General features: G+C 30.0%; 15 protein-coding genes and 1 riboswitch. Of the genes, 9 read left to right on the forward strand and 6 right to left on the reverse strand.

What is annotated here, in order from left to right; translation table 11 throughout:
• Positions 1–24: 24 nt before the first annotated feature.
• A riboswitch (cobalamin riboswitch) is annotated at positions 25–273 on the reverse strand.
• 72 nt (positions 274–345) lie between these two features.
• Entirely contained in the window at positions 346–1482 is a 1137-nt protein-coding gene (locus tag ABDX67_RS10740; protein ID WP_347175029.1) for an ABC transporter substrate-binding protein, read from the forward strand.
• A 44-nt stretch (positions 1483–1526) separates the two neighbouring features.
• Here the strand turns inward: ABDX67_RS10740 and ABDX67_RS10745 are convergent, their stop codons facing one another.
• From ABDX67_RS10745 to ABDX67_RS10770, 6 genes are all read right to left on the reverse strand, one after another.
• On the reverse strand, positions 1527–4244 hold the full coding sequence (locus ABDX67_RS10745; RefSeq protein ID WP_347175030.1) for a DNA gyrase/topoisomerase IV subunit A: 2718 nt from the start codon (positions 4242–4244) through the stop codon (positions 1527–1529).
• A 46-nt stretch (positions 4245–4290) separates the two neighbouring features.
• Positions 4291–4821 (reverse strand): ORF6N domain-containing protein, encoded by a 531-nt coding sequence (locus ABDX67_RS10750; protein WP_347175031.1) that lies wholly within the window; start codon positions 4819–4821, stop codon positions 4291–4293.
• Positions 4822–4883: 62 nt separating this feature from the next.
• Positions 4884–5051, reverse strand: coding sequence for a hypothetical protein (locus ABDX67_RS10755; protein WP_347175032.1), 168 nt, complete (start codon positions 5049–5051; stop codon positions 4884–4886).
• A gap of 9 nt (positions 5052–5060) precedes the next feature.
• Positions 5061–6914 carry a DNA topoisomerase IV subunit B gene (locus ABDX67_RS10760; RefSeq protein WP_347175033.1) on the reverse strand — a complete coding sequence of 618 codons (1854 nt, stop codon included), beginning with the start codon at positions 6912–6914 and terminating at the stop codon, positions 5061–5063.
• 117 nt (positions 6915–7031) lie between these two features.
• Positions 7032–8123, reverse strand: a complete 1092-nt coding sequence (ychF, locus tag ABDX67_RS10765; protein WP_347175034.1) for a redox-regulated ATPase YchF — start codon at positions 8121–8123, stop codon at positions 7032–7034.
• A 117-nt stretch (positions 8124–8240) separates the two neighbouring features.
• A complete protein-coding gene (locus ABDX67_RS10770; RefSeq protein WP_347175035.1) occupies positions 8241–8591 on the reverse strand; it encodes a 4Fe-4S binding protein in 351 nt (116 codons plus the stop codon).
• Between the two features lie 80 nt (positions 8592–8671).
• Between ABDX67_RS10770 and ABDX67_RS10775 the strand changes: the two genes are divergently transcribed.
• The 8 genes from ABDX67_RS10775 to ABDX67_RS10810 all read left to right on the forward strand — a co-directional run bounded on the left by ABDX67_RS10775 (position 8672) and on the right by ABDX67_RS10810 (position 18429).
• Positions 8672–9721: an acyl-CoA reductase gene (locus ABDX67_RS10775; RefSeq protein ID WP_430438130.1), complete on the forward strand. Its 1050-nt coding sequence runs from the start codon at positions 8672–8674 to the stop codon at positions 9719–9721.
• Positions 9722–9778: 57 nt separating this feature from the next.
• Entirely contained in the window at positions 9779–10843 is a 1065-nt protein-coding gene (serC, locus tag ABDX67_RS10780) for a 3-phosphoserine/phosphohydroxythreonine transaminase (protein ID WP_347175036.1), read from the forward strand.
• Between the two features lie 71 nt (positions 10844–10914).
• Positions 10915–11865, forward strand: coding sequence for a D-2-hydroxyacid dehydrogenase (locus ABDX67_RS10785; RefSeq protein ID WP_347175037.1), 951 nt, complete (start codon positions 10915–10917; stop codon positions 11863–11865).
• Positions 11866–11872: 7 nt separating this feature from the next.
• Positions 11873–13111, forward strand: a complete 1239-nt coding sequence (locus ABDX67_RS10790; RefSeq protein ID WP_347175038.1) for a DUF1015 domain-containing protein — start codon at positions 11873–11875, stop codon at positions 13109–13111.
• 2 nt (positions 13112–13113) lie between these two features.
• Entirely contained in the window at positions 13114–13773 is a 660-nt protein-coding gene (locus ABDX67_RS10795; protein ID WP_347175039.1) for a YggS family pyridoxal phosphate-dependent enzyme, read from the forward strand.
• A 22-nt stretch (positions 13774–13795) separates the two neighbouring features.
• Positions 13796–14875 carry a 3'-5' exonuclease gene (locus tag ABDX67_RS10800; protein ID WP_347175040.1) on the forward strand — a complete coding sequence of 360 codons (1080 nt, stop codon included), beginning with the start codon at positions 13796–13798 and terminating at the stop codon, positions 14873–14875.
• A gap of 3 nt (positions 14876–14878) precedes the next feature.
• Entirely contained in the window at positions 14879–16834 is a 1956-nt protein-coding gene (locus tag ABDX67_RS10805; RefSeq protein WP_347175041.1) for a DUF3857 domain-containing protein, read from the forward strand.
• Between the two features lie 128 nt (positions 16835–16962).
• Positions 16963–18429 carry a C1 family peptidase gene (locus ABDX67_RS10810; RefSeq protein WP_347175042.1) on the forward strand — a complete coding sequence of 489 codons (1467 nt, stop codon included), beginning with the start codon at positions 16963–16965 and terminating at the stop codon, positions 18427–18429.
• Position 18430 lies beyond the last annotated feature (1 nt).

The raw sequence follows: 18430 nt of genomic DNA on the forward strand, positions 1-18430 counted from the left end.
TACAAAAACTTTTGTCCCGAAAGTTTTTACTCAGTGATTATGGCAGGTCTCCTGGCTCGCGTCTTGTAATTTACCTTCCCATTTTATGTTGAATTAATTTTCAACATTTTTAACAGTGGCTTAAAGAATAATTACAAGCATTCTTTCTAAAAGAACGAAGCTTACAGTTGCGGGAACAGCTTTGGGATAACAATATAAATTGTAGCACCAAATTCCCTTTTAATTCATCAACTAATTTATAAAGTTGATAAAACCAAATTTCGCGACAAATGTAAATGATTTATTATCATTAGTGAAATTTTATTCACAACATTTTTGTAACCTTGCAGTTCAAATTATGTACACATGAAATTTTTAGTTAGAGTATTTGTTTTATCATTAATTTTAATTAATTGCAAAGAAAAAAACAGTTCTGAAACAGCAAATTTTAAAGTTAAACAATCAGAAAAGGTAAGGTATGCTAAAGGATTTGATATTCAGTATTTTGACAGTTATAAAAAACTAATTATTAAGTCGCCTTATCAAAATTCCAAGGAACAATTTGAATACATTTTAAGCAATTCCGAAAACAAAGAGTTTACATCAATTAAAGGAACAATAATTACAACTCCAATTCAGCAAGTTGTGGTAACTTCTACAACGCATATTCCAATGTTAGAATTGCTAGGTGTAGAAAATTCTTTGATTGGTTTTCCGCATACAAAATACATTTCATCAACCAAAACAAGAAAATTAATTGACGCAAATTTTGTGAAAGAAATTGGTGTAAAGGATGCTTTAAATACAGAAATATTATTGGATTTAAATCCTGATGTTGTAATCGGTTACAGCATGACAAAAACAAATAAGTCTTTAAATTTAATTGAAAAATCAGGAATTCCTGTTGTGTTAAACGGAGATTGGTTAGAAGATACGCCGCTTGGAAGAGCAGAATGGATTAAGTTCTTTGGTATTTTGTACAACAAAGAAAAAGAAGCTGACAGTATCTTTAATGTAATTGAAACTAACTACAAAGCAGCAAAAAAGCTCGCAAATAATGCTACAAAAATACCTACTGTTTTATCTGGTGCCATTATGAGTAAAGATATTTGGAATTTACCAGCAGGAGAAAGCTTTGTAGCGCAATTTTTAACAGATGCAAATACAAATTATTTATGGAAAGATTCTAAAGGAAAAGGAAGCTTATCTATTAGTTTTGAAAGTATTTTGGACAAAGGAAAATCTGCTAAAATTTGGATTGCACCAGGTTATTTTTCATCAAAAAAACAAATGTTAGAAAAGAACGCATATTATAAAGAGTTTACAGCTTTTAAAAATGACCAATTATATACTTTTGCAACCAAAACTGGAGAAACGGGCGGCGTACTTTACTTTGAATTAGGCCCTACAAGACCAGATTTAGTATTAAAAGATATTATTAAAATTACGCATCCAGAATTACTTAAAGAGTACACGACAACTTTCTTTGAAAAAATGAAATAGTTTCTAAAAAAAGTTGACGCTTCTTATATCTTAATTACAAATTTCTAAAACAATGTGGTTTGACTTTCATCATCTTTAGCCTTTTGATCTGCCTTTTTCTTTTCAATGGTTTTTTGCAAAGCTTTTTCTGCTTTTTCTTCACTGCTTAACAGCCTTGGTTTATCTGAAGACTTTTCTAAATTTGTAATTTCTAAAGGTAAAATTTCATCAGAAACAACTTCTTCTTCTACTACTTCTATTTCTTCAGAAGTCAACTCTTCAGGCTCTTCATAAGGCAAAGAATCTAATAAGTTTACTTGTTTAATTTTATCCGTAGTTAATTGATTTCCTTGTGCTTTTATTCCCTTTATGGCAATAAAATCTTCAAAATTAACTTCAATATTAGCTAAACTTCTTTTAGAAAACTGCACTTCCGCTACAGGTCTGTAATCTGTTGCAATAATTTCTAATTGCGACTTTGGATGTTCTGAAATAAATAACTCTTCTTTATCTACGTTTTCAATTAAAAAGCGCTTTACAAAATAACGTTCTTTTTCTCCATCAAAATAAATTGCTGATAAAGGCTTATTTGGTTTCCATTTTTCTAAGACAATCATATCATCTTCAAACCTACTTGCTAAATTTGGCGTTACCGCTTTTGCTTTACCAGATTGATGCACAATTAACAATTTATCTTCTGCTCTAAATTCTCCTAACAACTCACCTCTTCCATCCACATTTAAACGTTGAACGGTATCATCAAACCATATTTTACGTGGTTTTAATGTTGAAACTCCTGCCGATTTAAATTCAATTTTCTTAATTGGATACTTTGTAATTGTATTTCCTCTAACGGCTCTACCTTTTACTGCTAAATCAGCAAAATCGATATCCCATTTTAGTTTTTTAATACTTCCAACAGCTCTTAAATTAATGGTAACAACTTCTGCTTCTCCATTCGGATTTGCAGAAAAATACAATACTTTAGAACCCTTACTTCCGTTGGTTAAATCGTACTCTTTATCACGCGTTACCGAAGTCACATTAAAACGTTTCATATAAGAAGGACCTTTTGCACCATCTCTATACATAAAGTTGTAAACGGTTCTCTTGTCTTTCTTCTTAAAAACAGCAACGTGAATGATATCCTTACCAACAAAAGTTTTAGCATCAACTTTCGTCACCATCATTCCTCCATCACTTCTAAAGACAATAATATCATCAATATCGGCACAATCGGTTACATATTCATCTTTACGTAACGACGTTCCAATAAAGCCTTCTTCTCTATTTACATAGAGTTTTGTGTTACGCATTACTACTTTAGTTGCAACAATATCATCAAATATTTTGATTTCTGTTTTACGCTCTTTGTCTTTTCCATAAGTTGCTTTTAAACGCTTAAAAAAGTCGATTGCAAACTCAATTAAATTTGCTAAGTAATTTTTTACCTCTGCAATTTTATCTTCTAAACTTTCAATATGCTGTTTTGCTTTGTCAATATCAAACTTTGAAATCTTTTTAATTCTGATTTCTGTTAAACGCACAATATCTTCTTCTGTAATGGCTCTTTTTAAATGTTTGATGTGCGGCTGTAATCCTTTATCAATTGCAGCAATAACGCCTTCCCAAGTTTCTTCTTCTTCAATATCTCGATAAATTCTGTTTTCAATAAAAATACGTTCTAAGGAAGCAAAATGCCATTGCTCTTCTAATTCATTTAACTGAATTTCTAATTCTAATTTTAATAATTCAACCGTATTATCTGTTGATTTACGCAATACTTCATGTACCCCAATAAAAACAGGTTTATTGTTTTCAATAACACAGCACAAAGGCGAAATTGAATTCTCGCAATTGGTAAATGCAAACAAAGCATCAATGGTTTTATCTGGAGATATTCCAGATGGTAAATGCACTAAGATTTCTACATTTGCGGCTGTATTATCTTCAATTTTTTTAATCTTTATTTTTCCTTTTTCATTGGCTTTAATAATACTTTCGATCAGCGTTGTTGTAGTTGTACTAAACGGAATTTCTGTAATAATCAAGGTCTTTTTATCAAGTTGAGAAACCTTAGCTCTAACTCTAACTTTTCCGCCACGTTTTCCTTCGTTATAATTAGTAAAATCTGCAATTCCGCCCGTTAAAAAATCAGGAACAATTTTAAAACTCTTTCCTTTTAAATGTTTGATGGAAGCATCAATTAATTCATTAAAATTATGTGGTAATATTTTGGTTGATAAACCAACTGCAATTCCTTCTCCACCTTGCGCCAATAACATCGGAAATTTCACAGGGAGATTTACAGGTTCTTTTCTACGCCCGTCGTACGAAGATTGCCATTTTGTAGTTTTTGGGTTAAAAACGACATCTAATGCAAATTTTGATAGTCGTGCTTCAATATATCTTGATGCTGCGGCGCGATCACCAGTTAGCGTATTTCCCCAGTTTCCTTGCATATCAATTAGCAATTCTTTCTGACCAATTTGCACCATTGCATCGCCAATAGAAGCGTCTCCGTGCGGATGATATTGCATGGTATGACCAACAATGTTCGCTACTTTATTGTAACGACCATCGTCTAAATCTTTCATAGAATGTAAAATTCTACGCTGTACAGGTTTAAATCCGTCATCAATTGCAGGAACTGCTCTTTCTAAAATTACATACGAAGCGTAATCTAAAAACCATTCTTTGTACATTCCTGTAACTTTTGTGATGGTCTCCGTATTTTCTACTGGATGATTTATTTCTTCGTGTTCGTTTATTTCTTCACTCATTTAAAAAAACGTTTATTCGTTTAAGAGTTTATTTATTTTATAAAAACTACTTTTTATAGCCTATTATATTTCTGTCTGATATCTTTTCTTTCTTCTCAACCAATTCATCTAAATAATTAAAAACCAATTCAATATTTTTAGAATTATTGGTTAATTTCTTTTTAATGTTTTCTATTTCAAATTGTAGCGATAAATTATCACTTAATAACTGACACATTTTTATAAATATTCTAATAATTTTAATATTTACTGCAATTGCTCTATCGCTATTTAACACACTTGACAACATTGCAACGCCTTGTTCTGTAAAGACCAAAGGCAAATATCTGCTTCCTCCCCAACTTGAGGTCACAAATTGTGACCTCAAATTATCAAACTCGCTTTTAGTCAATTCAAACATAAAATCTTCTGGAAAACGGTTTAAATTTCTTTTAACAGCCTGTTTTAAAACTTTTGTTTCTACTTGATATAATTCTGCCAAATCTCTATCTAACATTACTTTTTGATTGCGAATCAAATAAATTTTGTTAGTAATGATTTCATCAGGAATCATACTTTTTTCTTTTTCTTCTTGCATTTTTTACTCTTGAGTACGCAAATTGCGAACTCCAATTTTAATTTCTTTTTCTCTTTTGTCTATTATTTAGATAATAACATTGCAATTATTATCAAAATCATACTTATGATTCCTAAATAAGATGAACCATTTTCTTTCCAAGACAAATTTTTAAAATTAATCCTAAAAAAATGAACTATGATTAAAACTCCAGCTAAAGCAGCAATTATAAATCTAATATTTTCACTCATAATCTAACACTATTCCTCAACTAAATCTAATTCAACTTTCAGATTCTCAATAATAAACTTTTGTCTATCTGGTGTGTTTTTACCCATATAAAACGACAACATTTCTTCAACCGACATTTCTTTGTCTAACATTACAGGAGCTAAACGAATGTCATTCCCAATAAAATGAACAAATTCATTTGGAGAAATTTCTCCCAACCCTTTAAATCGTGTTATTTCTGGTTTTCCTCTTAACTTTTCAATTGCTTCTTGTTTTTCTTCATCAGAATAACAATAATACGTGTCTTTTTTATTTCGAACTCTAAACAACGGCGTTTCTAAAATATACAAATGTCCTTCTTTAATCACTTCAGGAAAAAATTGCAAAAAGAAGGTAATCAATAACAATCTGATGTGCATTCCATCAACATCGGCATCAGTTGCGATAACAATATTATTATAACGCAATCCTTCTATTCCGTCTTCAATATTTAATGCTGCTTGCAGTAAATTAAATTCTTCATTTTCGTATACAATTTTCTTTGACAATCCGTACGAATTCAAAGGTTTTCCTTTTAAACTAAAAACCGCTTGCGTATTTACGTTTCTAGATTTTGTAATAGAACCAGAAGCAGAATCTCCCTCGGTTATAAAAAGTGTTGTGTCTAAATAATTTTCTTTTTTGATATCATCAAAATGCACTCTACAATCACGTAGTTTCTTGTTATGCAAACTTGCTTTTTTAGCTCTGTCTTTTGCTAATTTTCTAATTCCTGATAATTCCTTACGCTCACGTTCTGCTTGTAAAATTTTACGATGAATAGCTTCTGCAACATCAGTATTTTTATGTAAGTAATTATCTAAATTTGTTTTTACAAAATCGTTGATAAATGTTCTAACTGTTGGCAAACCTCCGCCCATTTCTGTTGAACCTAATTTTGTTTTTGTCTGACTTTCAAAAACAGGTTCCATTACTTTAATGGCAATTGCAGAGATAATTGATTTACGGACGTCAGAAGATTCGTAGTTTTTACCAAAATACTCACGAATTGTTTTTACAATTGCTTCTCTAAAGGCCGCTTGATGCGTTCCGCCTTGCGTTGTATGTTGCCCGTTGACAAACGAATGATATTCTTCTGAATATTGCGTTTTACTGTGTGTAATTGCAATTTCTATATCCTCATCTTTTAAATGAATAATTGGATATAATAAATCGGATGCCGAAGTATTTTCTTCTAGTAAATCTTTTAAACCATTTTCTGAATGAAATTTTTCGCCATTAAACAAAATGGTTAAACCTGTGTTTAAATACACATAGTTTTTTAACATTTTAGCAACATATTCATTTCTGAATTTATATTTACCAAAAATAGTTTCATCAGGAATAAACTGCACTTTTGTTCCTTTTCTTAACGATGATTCGTGCGCATCTTCAACTTCAATTATATTTCCTTGATTAAATTCTGCCCAAGCAGTTTTATTTTCTCTTATAGATTGCACTTTAAAGTATTCTGACAACGCATTTACAGCTTTTGTCCCAACTCCATTTAATCCTACCGATTTTTTAAATGCTTTAGAATCATATTTTCCGCCCGTATTCATTTTAGAAACCACATCAACTACTTTTCCTAACGGAATTCCACGACCATAGTCGCGAACAGTAACTTGTTTGTCTCTGATAGAAATTTCGATGGTTTTTCCAGCGCCCATCACATATTCATCGATAGAATTGTCTAATACCTCTTTTAATAAAATATAGATTCCGTCATCCGGAGAAGAGCCATCACCTAATTTACCAATATACATTCCAGGACGCATTCGGATGTGTTCTTTCCAGTCGAGAGATCGAATATTATCTTCGGTATACTTTGTTTCTTGTGCCATAAAATTTTGCGGGTTGAATGCCTTGCTAAAATAGCAATAAGCGTAAAAAATAAAAAACTCTATTGAATTAGTTATCAACAGAGTTTTAAAATATTTTTTGATGTTTTTTTTAAGCGTTTACACATTAAATCTAAAATTCATCATATCACCATCTTGCACAATATATTCTTTCCCTTCAATAGATAATTTTCCTGCTTCTTTTACTTTTGCTTCACTTCCTAAAGCAACATAATCTTCGTATTTAATAACTTCTGCCCTAATAAAACCTTTTTCAAAATCAGTGTGAATAACTCCTGCCGCTTGAGGCGCAGTATCTCCGATATTAATGGTCCAAGCTCTTACTTCTTTTACTCCAGCTGTAAAATAGGTTTGTAGTTTTAATAATTTATACGCAGATCTAATCAGTTTTGATGAACCTGGCTCGTCTAATCCGATGTCAGCTAAAAACATTTGACGCTCCTCGTAATCGTCTAATTCAGTAATATCTGCTTCTGTACCAACTGCCAAAATAATAATTTCTGCATCTTCGTTGGCAACAACTTCTTTTACTTTATCAACATAAGCGTTTCCAGAAACGGCTGAATTTTCATCAACATTACATACATATAAAACAGGTTTAGATGTTATCAATTGTAATGTTTTTACAAACTCTTCTTCTTTTTCTGAAAAATCAATAGTTCTTACTGATAATCCTTGCAATAAAGTTTCTTGGATTTTTAATAAAATTACCAATTCTGCTTGCGCTTCTTTATTTCCTGTTTTTGCTGTTCGTTTAACTCTTTCTAAACGTTTTTCTACAGTTTCTAAATCCTTTAACTGTAATTCAATATCAATGGTTTCTTTATCTCTAATCGGATCGATGGTTGTATCAACATGAATAATATTATCGTTATCAAAACAACGCAATACATGTATAATTGCATCGGTTTCTCTAATATTTGCTAAAAACTGATTTCCTAAACCTTCTCCTTTACTTGCGCCGCGAACCAATCCTGCAATATCAACAATTTCTACAGTTGCTGGCACAACTCTTTCTGGATTTACTAATTCTTCTAGTTTCTCTAATCTTTCGTCAGGCACATTTACAACTCCAATATTAGGTTCAATCGTACAAAAAGGAAAGTTTGCACTTTGCGCTTTTGCATTTGATAAACAATTAAATAAGGTTGATTTCCCTACGTTTGGCAATCCTACAATTCCTGCTTTCATGTAATAGTTATTGAAAATTTTTCGTGTGCAAATATAGTTGATTTATCTACAATTTTAAGCATAAAAAAACCTCGAATTAATTCGAGGTTTAAAATTCTATTTTCTAGAATCTCTTATCTATTCATTATGCATAAAACGTTGCTTCGCTAACAACTCTTCTTCTGTTTCAACATTATCTTCATCAGGAACACAACAATCTACAGGACAAACTGCAGCACATTGTGGTTCTTCATGAAAACCTACACATTCTGTACATTTATCTGCAACAATATAATAAATTTCGTCAGAAACAGGTTCGTTTGATTCATCAGCATCTACTTTTTTACCGTTTGGCAACACAGCATTTCCAGACAAATCTGTACCGTCTGCATACTTCCAATCATCTGCTCCTTCGTAAATTGCTGTATTCGGGCATTCTGGTTCGCATGCTCCACAATTTATACATTCATCAGTAATAATAATTGCCATAGTTTTTTTCTTTGAGTTTATGTACCTTTGCGGTGCAAAAATAAGCCCAAAATAATTCACAACCAAAAGAAATAGACAGAATGCAACAACGAATTGACGCTTTTGTAAAATTAGGAACGTTTTTGAGTCAGTTTTCTCAAACTGGCATCAAAAAGAAAGAGCATATTGCTTATAATGATTTATTTTTTGATGGATTTAAACATCAACTAAAATTAGCTGAAGAAAATAATAGTTGGTTTACAAAAGACAATATTTTATTTTCTTTAGAAAGTTGGTCTAATGCGCTTACAAAAGACAATCTTTCTAAATGGGTTTCTGATATTTCATTTCATAATTCTGAAAAAAAAGTGGCTGTAATTATGGCAGGAAACATTCCGTTAGTTGGTTTTCATGACTTTTTATCGGTGTTGATTTCTGGACATTCAGTTTTAGTGAAGCAATCATCAAACGATAAAAATTTGATGCCTTTTTTAGCGAAATATTTAGAGTTTGTTGCACCTTCTTTTAAAAGTAAAATTGAATTTACAGAAAAGGAATTAACAAACTTTGATGCTGTAATTGCAACAGGAAGTAACAATACAGCGCGTTATTTTGAACATTATTTTAAAGGAAAACCAAGCATCATTAGAAAAAATAGAAATTCTGTTGCTGTATTAACAGGAAATGAATCTGAAACAGAATTAGCAAATCTAAGCGATGATGTTTTTCAATATTTTGGTTTAGGTTGCAGAAGTGTTTCTAAATTATTTGTTCCTGAAGGATATAATTTTGATGCCTTTTTTAACGGAATGTACACCAAAAAAGATATTGTAAACAACGCAAAATACGCCAACAATTACGATTATAATAAAGCTGTGTATTTAATGAGTTTATTTGATTTGTTAGAAAACGGTTTTCTAATGATTAAAGAAGACGAAAGTTATTCTTCGCCAATTGCAACTGTTTTTTACGAATATTATTCAGACATCAACCAATTAAAAGAAAAACTAAGTACAGATGCTGATAAAATACAATGTGTTGTAGCTAAAGGTGTTTTAGATTCTGAAATAAGATTTGGCGAAACTCAGAATCCACAATTGTGGGATTATGCAGACGGAATAAATACATTAGATTTTTTAGCAAAAATTTAAAAAGAAAATCATCAAAAAGTAGGATATTTGTGCTACAAACAACAACACAACTCAATAATGAAAAAACATAATTTTAGCGCAGGACCATCTATCTTAACGGATGAAGTCCTAAAAAAAGCTTCCGAAGCTGTTCTAAATTTTAATAATAAAAGTTTATCAATATTAGAAATTTCTCATAGAAGCAAACCTTTTATTGCTGTAATGGAAAAGGCAAAAAGTCTAGTTTTAGAGTTATTAAACTTAGAAAATAAAGGGTATAAAGTCTTATTTTTACAAGGAGGCGCAAGTACTCAATTTTTAATGTCGGCTTACAATTTATTAAATAAAAAAGCGGCGTATTTAAACACCGGAACTTGGTCTGACAAGGCTATAAAAGAAGCTAAATTATTTGGAGAATTAGTAGAAGTTGCTTCTTCAAAAGACGATAATTACACATACATTCCTAAAGGATATACAATTCCTTTAGATGTAGATTATTTTCATTGCACAAGTAACAACACCATTTTTGGAACACAAATAAAAGAATTTCCAGAATTTGACGGCGTTACTGTTTGCGATATGAGTTCAGATATTTTTTCTCGTCAATTAGATTTTTCTAAGTTCGATTTAATCTACGCAGGAGCACAAAAAAATTTAGGTCCAGCAGGAACAACTTTAATTGTAATTAAAGAAGAAATTTTAGGAAAAGTAGACAGAGCAATTCCATCAATGTTAAATTATCAAGTTCATATTGACAAAGAAAGCATGTTTAATACGCCATCTGTTTTTGCAATTTATGTTTCTATGCTAACATTAGAGTGGTTAAAAGATTTAGGCGGAATATCATTCATTGAAAAAGCAAACAACAAAAAAGCAGAATTAATTTATAACGAAATTGATAGAAATCCGTTATTTAAAGGATTTGCTGCAAAAGAAGACAGAAGTAACATGAACGCTACTTTTACACTTGTTGATGAAAGCTTAAAACAAACGTTTGACAAGATGTGTGCAGAAGCTGGCATTAGCGGCATTAACGGACACAGAAGTGTTGGCGGATACAGAGCAAGTATATACAATGCTTTGCCATTATACAGCGTTCAGGTTTTGGTTGATGTAATGAAAGAATTAGAAAGAAAAAATTAATGTAACAATTTAAAAATTTGAAAATGTAACAATTTTTGAGTTTTTAAATTTTTGAATATTTAAATAAAAGAATGAAAGTATTAGCAAACGACGGAATTTCACAAAGCGGAATTGTAGCACTTGAGGCAGGTGGATTTGAAGTTATCACCACAAAAGTTGCACAAAATCAGTTAGAAAATTTTATCAACGAAAATTCAATAGATGCAATTTTAGTAAGAAGTGCAACCCAGGTTCGTCAAGAACTAATTGACGCTTGTCCGAGTATAAAATTGATTGGCCGTGGTGGTGTTGGAATGGATAATATTGATGTAGATTATGCAATAAACCAAGGTTTACACGTAATTAATACACCAAATGCTTCTTCTAGTTCTGTTGCAGAATTAGTTTTTGCACATTTATTCGGAATGGTTCGTTTTTTACATCAAGCAAATAGAGAAATGCCTTTAGAAGGTGATACGCGATTTAAAGATTTAAAGAAAGGGTTTGCTGGCGGAACAGAATTACGAGGAAAAACTCTTGGAATTATCGGTTTTGGTAGAATTGGAAAAGAAGTTGCTAAGATTGCTTTAGGAATTGGTATGAAAGTAATTGCTAATGATGGTTTTGTTGGTGAAGCAATTATTAATGTTCCTTTTTACAACGGGCAATCTATTGATGTAAAAATAGAAACTGAATCTTTTGATGAAGTTATAAAACAAGCAGATTTTATTACGTTACATGTTCCAAATCAAGATGAATATATTATTGGAGCAAAACAATTTGAATTGATGAAAGATGGTGTTGGAATCATAAATGCTGCTCGTGGTGGAGTAATTGACGAAGTTGCTTTGGTTAACGCAATTGAAACTGGAAAAGTAAAATATGCTGGTTTAGATGTGTTTGAAAAAGAACCAACTCCAGAAATTCAATTATTAATGAATCCTGATATTTCTTTAACTCCACATATTGGAGCAGCAACTGTAGAAGCACAAGATAGAATTGGTAAAGAATTAGCCGATCAAATTATAAAATTACTTTCTTAAAAGTAATATGGCAATTCTAAAACCTTTTAAGGCAGTTAGAGCAACAAGAGATAAAGTTGCGTTAGTTTCTACAAAATCACGCGAAATTTATACTCCAGATATGTTAAATGCCAAATTGGCTTTTAACCCATATACATTTTTACATGTTATAAATCCTGGATATAAGTATCATAAACAAGATGTAAGTGGAGATTTACGTTTTAAATTAGTACACAATAGGTATTTAGAATTCAAAGAGAATCGTGTTTTTACTCAAGACGAAACTCCCGCTTTTTATATTTATCAGAAAACAACTACAACAAATTCTTTTTGTGGAATTATTGCTGCAACTGCTGTAGATGATTACAATAATAATATCATCAAAAAACACGAAGGCACTTTGCAAGAACGTGAATTGTTATTTGAAAATTATTTAAAAAATACAGGCTTTAATGCAGAACCTGTACTCCTAACCTATCCAGATAATGATGTAATTGAGAACATCATTAAAAAATATCAAAAAACTAGAGCAGAATATGAATTTTCTACAACAGATAAAGATGCTCATTTACTTTGGATTGTAAATAATCAGAAAGATATTGATAAAATTACTGAAGCTTTTAAAAAAGTAGATACTTTATATATTGCTGATGGTCATCATCGATCTACATCCTCGTGTTTATTGGCAGAAAACTTAGCAAAAGAAAATCCAAAGCATACTGGTAACGAAGATTATAACTTTTTTATGAGTTATCTATTGCCTGAAAGTCAACTTAGTATTTATGAATTTAATCGCTTTATTAAGGATTTAAACGGATTAACACCAGATGAATTTTTAATTGAATTAGATACGTATTTTAGAATTGAAAATCGTGGACAAGAATTATACAAACCAAAAGAAAAACATCATTTTAGTATGTATTTAAATGGTGATTTTTATGCATTATATTTAAGGAAGACTATTTATAAGTTTACTGATACTCTTAGCGAACTAGATGCTGAAATTTTATACCAAACAATATTAAAACCTATTTTAGGAATTTTAGATATTAGAAATGATTCTAAAATTATTTATTCTCAAAATAAATCTGATAGTTTAGAATTAAAGACGAAAGTAGATGCTGGTGATTTTAAAGTTTCTTTCGGGATGTTACCAACAACTATCGAAGAACTTAAAAATATCGTTGATGCAGACTTGTTAATGCCTCCAAAAACTACGTATATTGAACCAAAATTAAGAAGCGCATTAACTATTTATGAGTTTTAATTATGATTGCAAAAAATCTATTTCAAATAAAAGAAAGTTTACCAGAAAAGGTAACTTTAGTTGCTGTTTCTAAAACAAAATCGAATTCAGATATTTTAGAAGCTTACAACGCTGGTCAGCGAGTTTTTGGTGAGAATAAAATTCAAGAAATGGCTGCCAAATATGATGAATTACCTAAAGATATTCAATGGCACATGATTGGACATTTACAGCGAAATAAGGTAAAATACATGGCGCATTTTGTTGATTTAATTCATGGTGTAGATAGTTTTAAAACTTTGAAAGAAATTAACAAACAAGCAAAAAAACACAATAGAATTATCAATTGTTTATTGCAAGCTAAAATTGCAAAAGAAGAAACTAAATTTGGGTTGTCTTTTTTAGATATTGAAGGAATTATTTCATCCGAAGAAGTATTAGAATTAGAAAACATTAAAATTGTTGGTTTAATGGGAATGGCAACATTTACTGACAACCAAGAACAATTAACCGAAGAGTTTACAGCATTAAAAAACTTTTTTGACACACTTAAAGCACAACATTCTACACTTACAGTTTTATCAATGGGAATGAGTGGTGATTATCAATTAGCAATAAAAAATGGCAGTAATATGGTTAGAGTTGGAAGTGCTATTTTTGGTGCAAGAAATTATATTGCTTAATTTTACATAAAAGAAAAATAATTTGTACGCAATTTTAGATATTGAAACTACCGGAGGGAAATTTAACGAAGAAGGAATTACCGAAATTGCAATCTATAAATTTGACGGACATAAAGTTATAGATCAACTTATTACGCTGGTAAATCCAGAAAAAGATATTCAGCCTTTTGTGGTTCAACTTACTGGAATCAACAATAAAATGCTGCGAAATGCTCCAAAATTTCACGAAGTAGCAAAACGAATATTAGAAATTACAGAGGATTGTATTATTGTTGCTCATAATTCTAGTTTTGATTATCGAATTTTAAAAACAGAATACAAGCGTTTAGGATATCAATTTAAAAGAGACACGTTGTGTTCGGTTGAGTTAAGTAGAAAATTAATTCCAGATAAACCTTCTTACAGTTTAGGTAAATTATGTAAATCGCTCGGAATACCAATGAACGATAGACATAGGGCTTCTGGAGATGCCTTAGCAACCATTCAGCTTTTTAAATTATTGTTAGATAAAGATGTTGATAAAACCATAATAAAAAGTACAATTAAACATTTTGATTGTAAGAAAGTTACTGAAAAATTAACTGGTTTGGTGGAAGAAATTCCAACTATTATGGGCATTTATTATTTACATAAAGATGATGGAGAAATTATTTTTATGGGTAAAGGAAATAACATAAAAAGCGATCTTACAAATCAATTTATAAAAACTACAAAACGAAGCGTAAAGGTTCAAAATAAAACTACATCAATAAGCTACGAACTTACTGGAAACCTATTACTTACCAGCTTAAAATATTTTTTAGAATTAGACTTAAACAAACCAAAGTATAATTTAAAAAGTAAAAAAAGACTTACTTTAGAAAACTTTAATAGTGATAATATGCTCTTAATTGATAAAGGAAGAACTGTTGGTGAAAACTCAGTAATTGTAATAGAAAATAACGAAGTTTTAGGATATTGCTATACTAATTTGGCATTTCAAGAAAATCAAATGAGTATTTTAAAAGAAATGCTTACTCCTATTTTAAATAAAAAGTTGGCAAAAACGATTATAAAAAACTATTTAAAAAATAAATCTGTTTTAAAAATTGTAAGATATTAGTTTATGAAAAACATCACTTTACTCATTGGCATTCTATTTATAACAACATTCTCTTTTTCACAAAAATCTAAGTCAGCTAAAATGGGTCAAGCAACTTTAGAGGAATTACAAATGACCGTTTATGACAAAGATTCTACCGCTGTAGCTGTTGTTCTGTACGAGCAAGGAAATACGTTTATGAATCCTGCGAAAGACCACAATTTAAGTACAACCTATTATTACAGAATTAAAATACTTAAAAAAGAAGGTTTTAAAAAAGGAATTATTCAAGTTCCATTTTATAAAAAAGAATCTATTGATGATGTCAAAGCAATTACTTATAATATTGTAGCAAATTCTATTCAGAAAAAACATTTATTAGATAAAGACATTTTTGAAAATAAGGAAACTGAAAATTGGACAACTTTATCTTTTACACTTCCTGATATTAAAGTTGGTTCTGTAATTGAGTATTCATATACTTATACAACTCCATATTTTCAACAATTAGACGATTGGTATTTTCAGTCAGATATTCCTAAAATAAAAAGTGAATATGAATCTGCAATTCTCGGAAATTACATGTATAATGTTGGTTTAAAAGGATTTTTAAAATTAAATAAAAACAATCCGTCTGTTATCAAAAGATGTGTAAATATTCCAGGGTTAACGCAAGGAGGTTGTACAGTTTTATCTTTAGGAATGAATCATATACCTGCTTTTAAAGAAGAAGGTTTTATGACAAGCAAAAAGAATTTTATTTCTAGGGTTACTTTTGAGTTAGAAACGTTTACAAATGCAAGCGGAAGTAAAATTAGATATACAGATACTTGGAAATCGACAGATAAAAAATTTAAATCTGGAGAATATTTTGGCTCAGAACTAAGAAAATCTAATTTCTTTAAAAAGAATTTACCAAAAGAAATAATTACTGAAAGTAATGCCTTAACAAAAGCTAAAAACATTTATTACTTTATTCAGAATCATTATACCAATAACGGTAAAAGTTTTTCTTACAATAAAATTGATACCAAAAGATCTTTTAACGATAAAAATGGCACACTTGCAGATATAAACATTTCATTATTTAATGCCTTAAAATCGGCAGATTTAGATGTTAAAATAGCCTTGTTATCAACCAGAAATAATGGTTTACCTACAAAAGTTTATCCTGTAATTACAGATTTTAATTATGTGATTGTGCTTTTAAAAATTGCTGATAAAGAATATTTTTTAGATGCTACAAACAAACGATTAACTTTTGGTCTTACTCCGTTTTCTACATTAAACGGTGATGTACGAGTTATGGATTTTAAAGAAGGTAGTTATTGGAAAGCATTAAGTCCAAATATTGATTCAAATGAAAAAATAGACTTAAGTGTAACCATTACAGATATTGGAGAAATTAAAGGACTGTTAAGAGTTATTAATACTGGTTATGAAGCCTATACTTTAAAATCTGAACTAAATTCTTCTAGCGAAGAAAGTTATTTAGAAAAATACGAATCTGATAATAATTTAGAAGTAAATGATTATAAAATTTCTGGTTTAGATAGAAAGAGTAATCAAATATCGCAAACCTTTAATTTTAATTTTGAAACTACAAATGATGGTTTACAAGATAAAATTTATTTCAATCCGTTTTTTCATGAAAAAACACAATCAAATCCGTTTCAACTAACAGAACGTTTATATCCAGTTAACTTTGGTTATAAACGAAACTACACATACAGAGCAAGTATAAGTTTACCTGAAAATTATACCATTGGAGAATTGCCTAAAAGTAGAGCATTTTCTTTACCAAATAATGGCGGGAGCTTTATTTTTAACATAAAAAAAATAAATTCTAAAATTACCATCTATTATAAATTTCAACTCAACAAGGTAGAATATACAAACGTAGAGTATTTTGCTTTAAAAGAGTTCTTTAATCAAATAGTAAAAGCACAATCTACTATAATTACTTTAGAAAAAAAGTAAGTTATTTCTTATCATTTTTCTAAAATTTTAATCATTTTTATTTATTTTTATAAAATATACGAAAAACTGCGTATTGTTTTTTTTACGCATATCCCCCATTTTTGTACAATAACCTAAAAACAAACATCATGAAAAAGTTTTCATTTATTGTATTACTACTATTTCTAAGTACAACATTTTATGCACAAGAATTTGTAACAGGATTAGAATTTAGTCAACAGAAATACGAAGAAGTAACTGAAACAGTTCCGTTAATTACTAGAAGTGTAACTTCTGTTCCGAGAAGTTACAGTATCAAATCTTATTCTCCAACTCCAGGAAACCAAGGTCGTCAACCATCATGTGTTGGCTGGGCAAGTGGTTACGGAGCAAGAACAATTGCAAATGCAGTTAAAAATGGTTGGGCAAATAATACTGCAAAAATCAATCAAAACACGTTTTCGCCAGCATTTGTTTACAACTTAATTAAATTTAAAGGAGATAATGATTGTAAACGTGGATCTTATATTGCTGATGCAATGAAATTACTAAATATTTACGGAGTTTTAGAATTAAAAGATTTTACTTACGATCAAACAAACTGTGTTAAAAGTCCATCTACTTATGGTTTACAAAAAGCAAAGCAAAACACAATTTTAACTTATGAAAGATTAGCAAAATGGGATAATCCTTATAATTTGGTTGGAAAAGTAAAAAAAGCAATCGCAAATAAAAATCCAGTAGTAATTGGAATGCAAGTTTCTTCTACATTCTTTAAAGCAAAAGGTGCTTGGAACGGAGTTCATACAAGTAAACCAGGCGGACATGCAATGGTTGTTGTTGGTTATGATGATGATAAATATGGTGGAGCATTTGAATTATTAAATTCTTGGGGCACAAACTGGGGTAATAACGGATACATTTGGGTACGTTACGATGATTTTAAAACCAACACAAAAACTGCTTATGTTTTAGTAGACAAAAGTCCTAAACCTAAAGTAATTGTATCTCCAGATGATAATGACGATGTAGTTGTTACAAACAATACAAATACTTTAGCAGGAGAACTTACTTTAAAATTAAGCAACGGTCAAAATATGACTCCAATTTTAGCAAAAGGAGCTTCAAGAAATTTTAACATTGTAAAAGCAACTGAAACTACTTATAGAATAGAAAAAAGTTATACTTCTGGAACTCAGTTTAGAATTTACTTAAAAAGTAAACAAAGAGGTTATGTATATTTAATTGGATATGGATCTGCAGATAAATCTGTAAATAAATTATATCCTTTCGAAAACTTTAGTGATTATTTTAATTATGTAGATAGTGAAATTGCATTACCAAATGAAGATTACTTTATAGAATTTGATTCTAATCCAGGTAGAGATATACTTTGTGTTTTATATAGTAAAGAAAAATTAGACATTGATAAAATTGTAAGTTCATCAAAATTTGGTTCTGGAGATTTTGTTTCTAGAGTTAAAAAAGCATTACAAAACAAAATGTATAATGGATCTGACATTAAATTTAATGATGGCAAAATTGCTTTTGAAACAAAATCATCAAATAGCAATGCTAAAGTAGTGCCTATTTTTATAGAAATGAATCACCAATAAA

Source organism: Polaribacter uvawellassae (assembly GCF_039748955.1).
Taxonomy (GTDB): domain Bacteria; phylum Bacteroidota; class Bacteroidia; order Flavobacteriales; family Flavobacteriaceae; genus Polaribacter; species Polaribacter uvawellassae.

Coding starts and splice junctions, on each gene's coding strand:
- serC (WP_347175036.1), top strand. CDS start 9,779: ATGAAAAAACATAATTTTAGCGCAGGACCATCTATCTTAACGGATGAA.
- ABDX67_RS10775 (WP_430438130.1), top strand. CDS start 8,672: ATGCAACAACGAATTGACGCTTTTGTAAAATTAGGAACGTTTTTGAGT.
- ABDX67_RS10810 (WP_347175042.1), top strand. CDS start 16,963: ATGAAAAAGTTTTCATTTATTGTATTACTACTATTTCTAAGTACAACA.
- ABDX67_RS10760 (WP_347175033.1), bottom strand. CDS start 6,914: ATGGCACAAGAAACAAAGTATACCGAAGATAATATTCGATCTCTCGAC.
- ABDX67_RS10795 (WP_347175039.1), top strand. CDS start 13,114: ATGATTGCAAAAAATCTATTTCAAATAAAAGAAAGTTTACCAGAAAAG.
- ychF (WP_347175034.1), bottom strand. CDS start 8,123: ATGAAAGCAGGAATTGTAGGATTGCCAAACGTAGGGAAATCAACCTTA.
- ABDX67_RS10745 (WP_347175030.1), bottom strand. CDS start 4,244: ATGAGTGAAGAAATAAACGAACACGAAGAAATAAATCATCCAGTAGAA.
- ABDX67_RS10790 (WP_347175038.1), top strand. CDS start 11,873: ATGGCAATTCTAAAACCTTTTAAGGCAGTTAGAGCAACAAGAGATAAA.
- ABDX67_RS10755 (WP_347175032.1), bottom strand. CDS start 5,051: ATGAGTGAAAATATTAGATTTATAATTGCTGCTTTAGCTGGAGTTTTA.
- ABDX67_RS10750 (WP_347175031.1), bottom strand. CDS start 4,821: ATGCAAGAAGAAAAAGAAAAAAGTATGATTCCTGATGAAATCATTACT.
- ABDX67_RS10740 (WP_347175029.1), top strand. CDS start 346: ATGAAATTTTTAGTTAGAGTATTTGTTTTATCATTAATTTTAATTAAT.
- ABDX67_RS10770 (WP_347175035.1), bottom strand. CDS start 8,591: ATGGCAATTATTATTACTGATGAATGTATAAATTGTGGAGCATGCGAA.
- ABDX67_RS10785 (WP_347175037.1), top strand. CDS start 10,915: ATGAAAGTATTAGCAAACGACGGAATTTCACAAAGCGGAATTGTAGCA.
- ABDX67_RS10805 (WP_347175041.1), top strand. CDS start 14,879: ATGAAAAACATCACTTTACTCATTGGCATTCTATTTATAACAACATTC.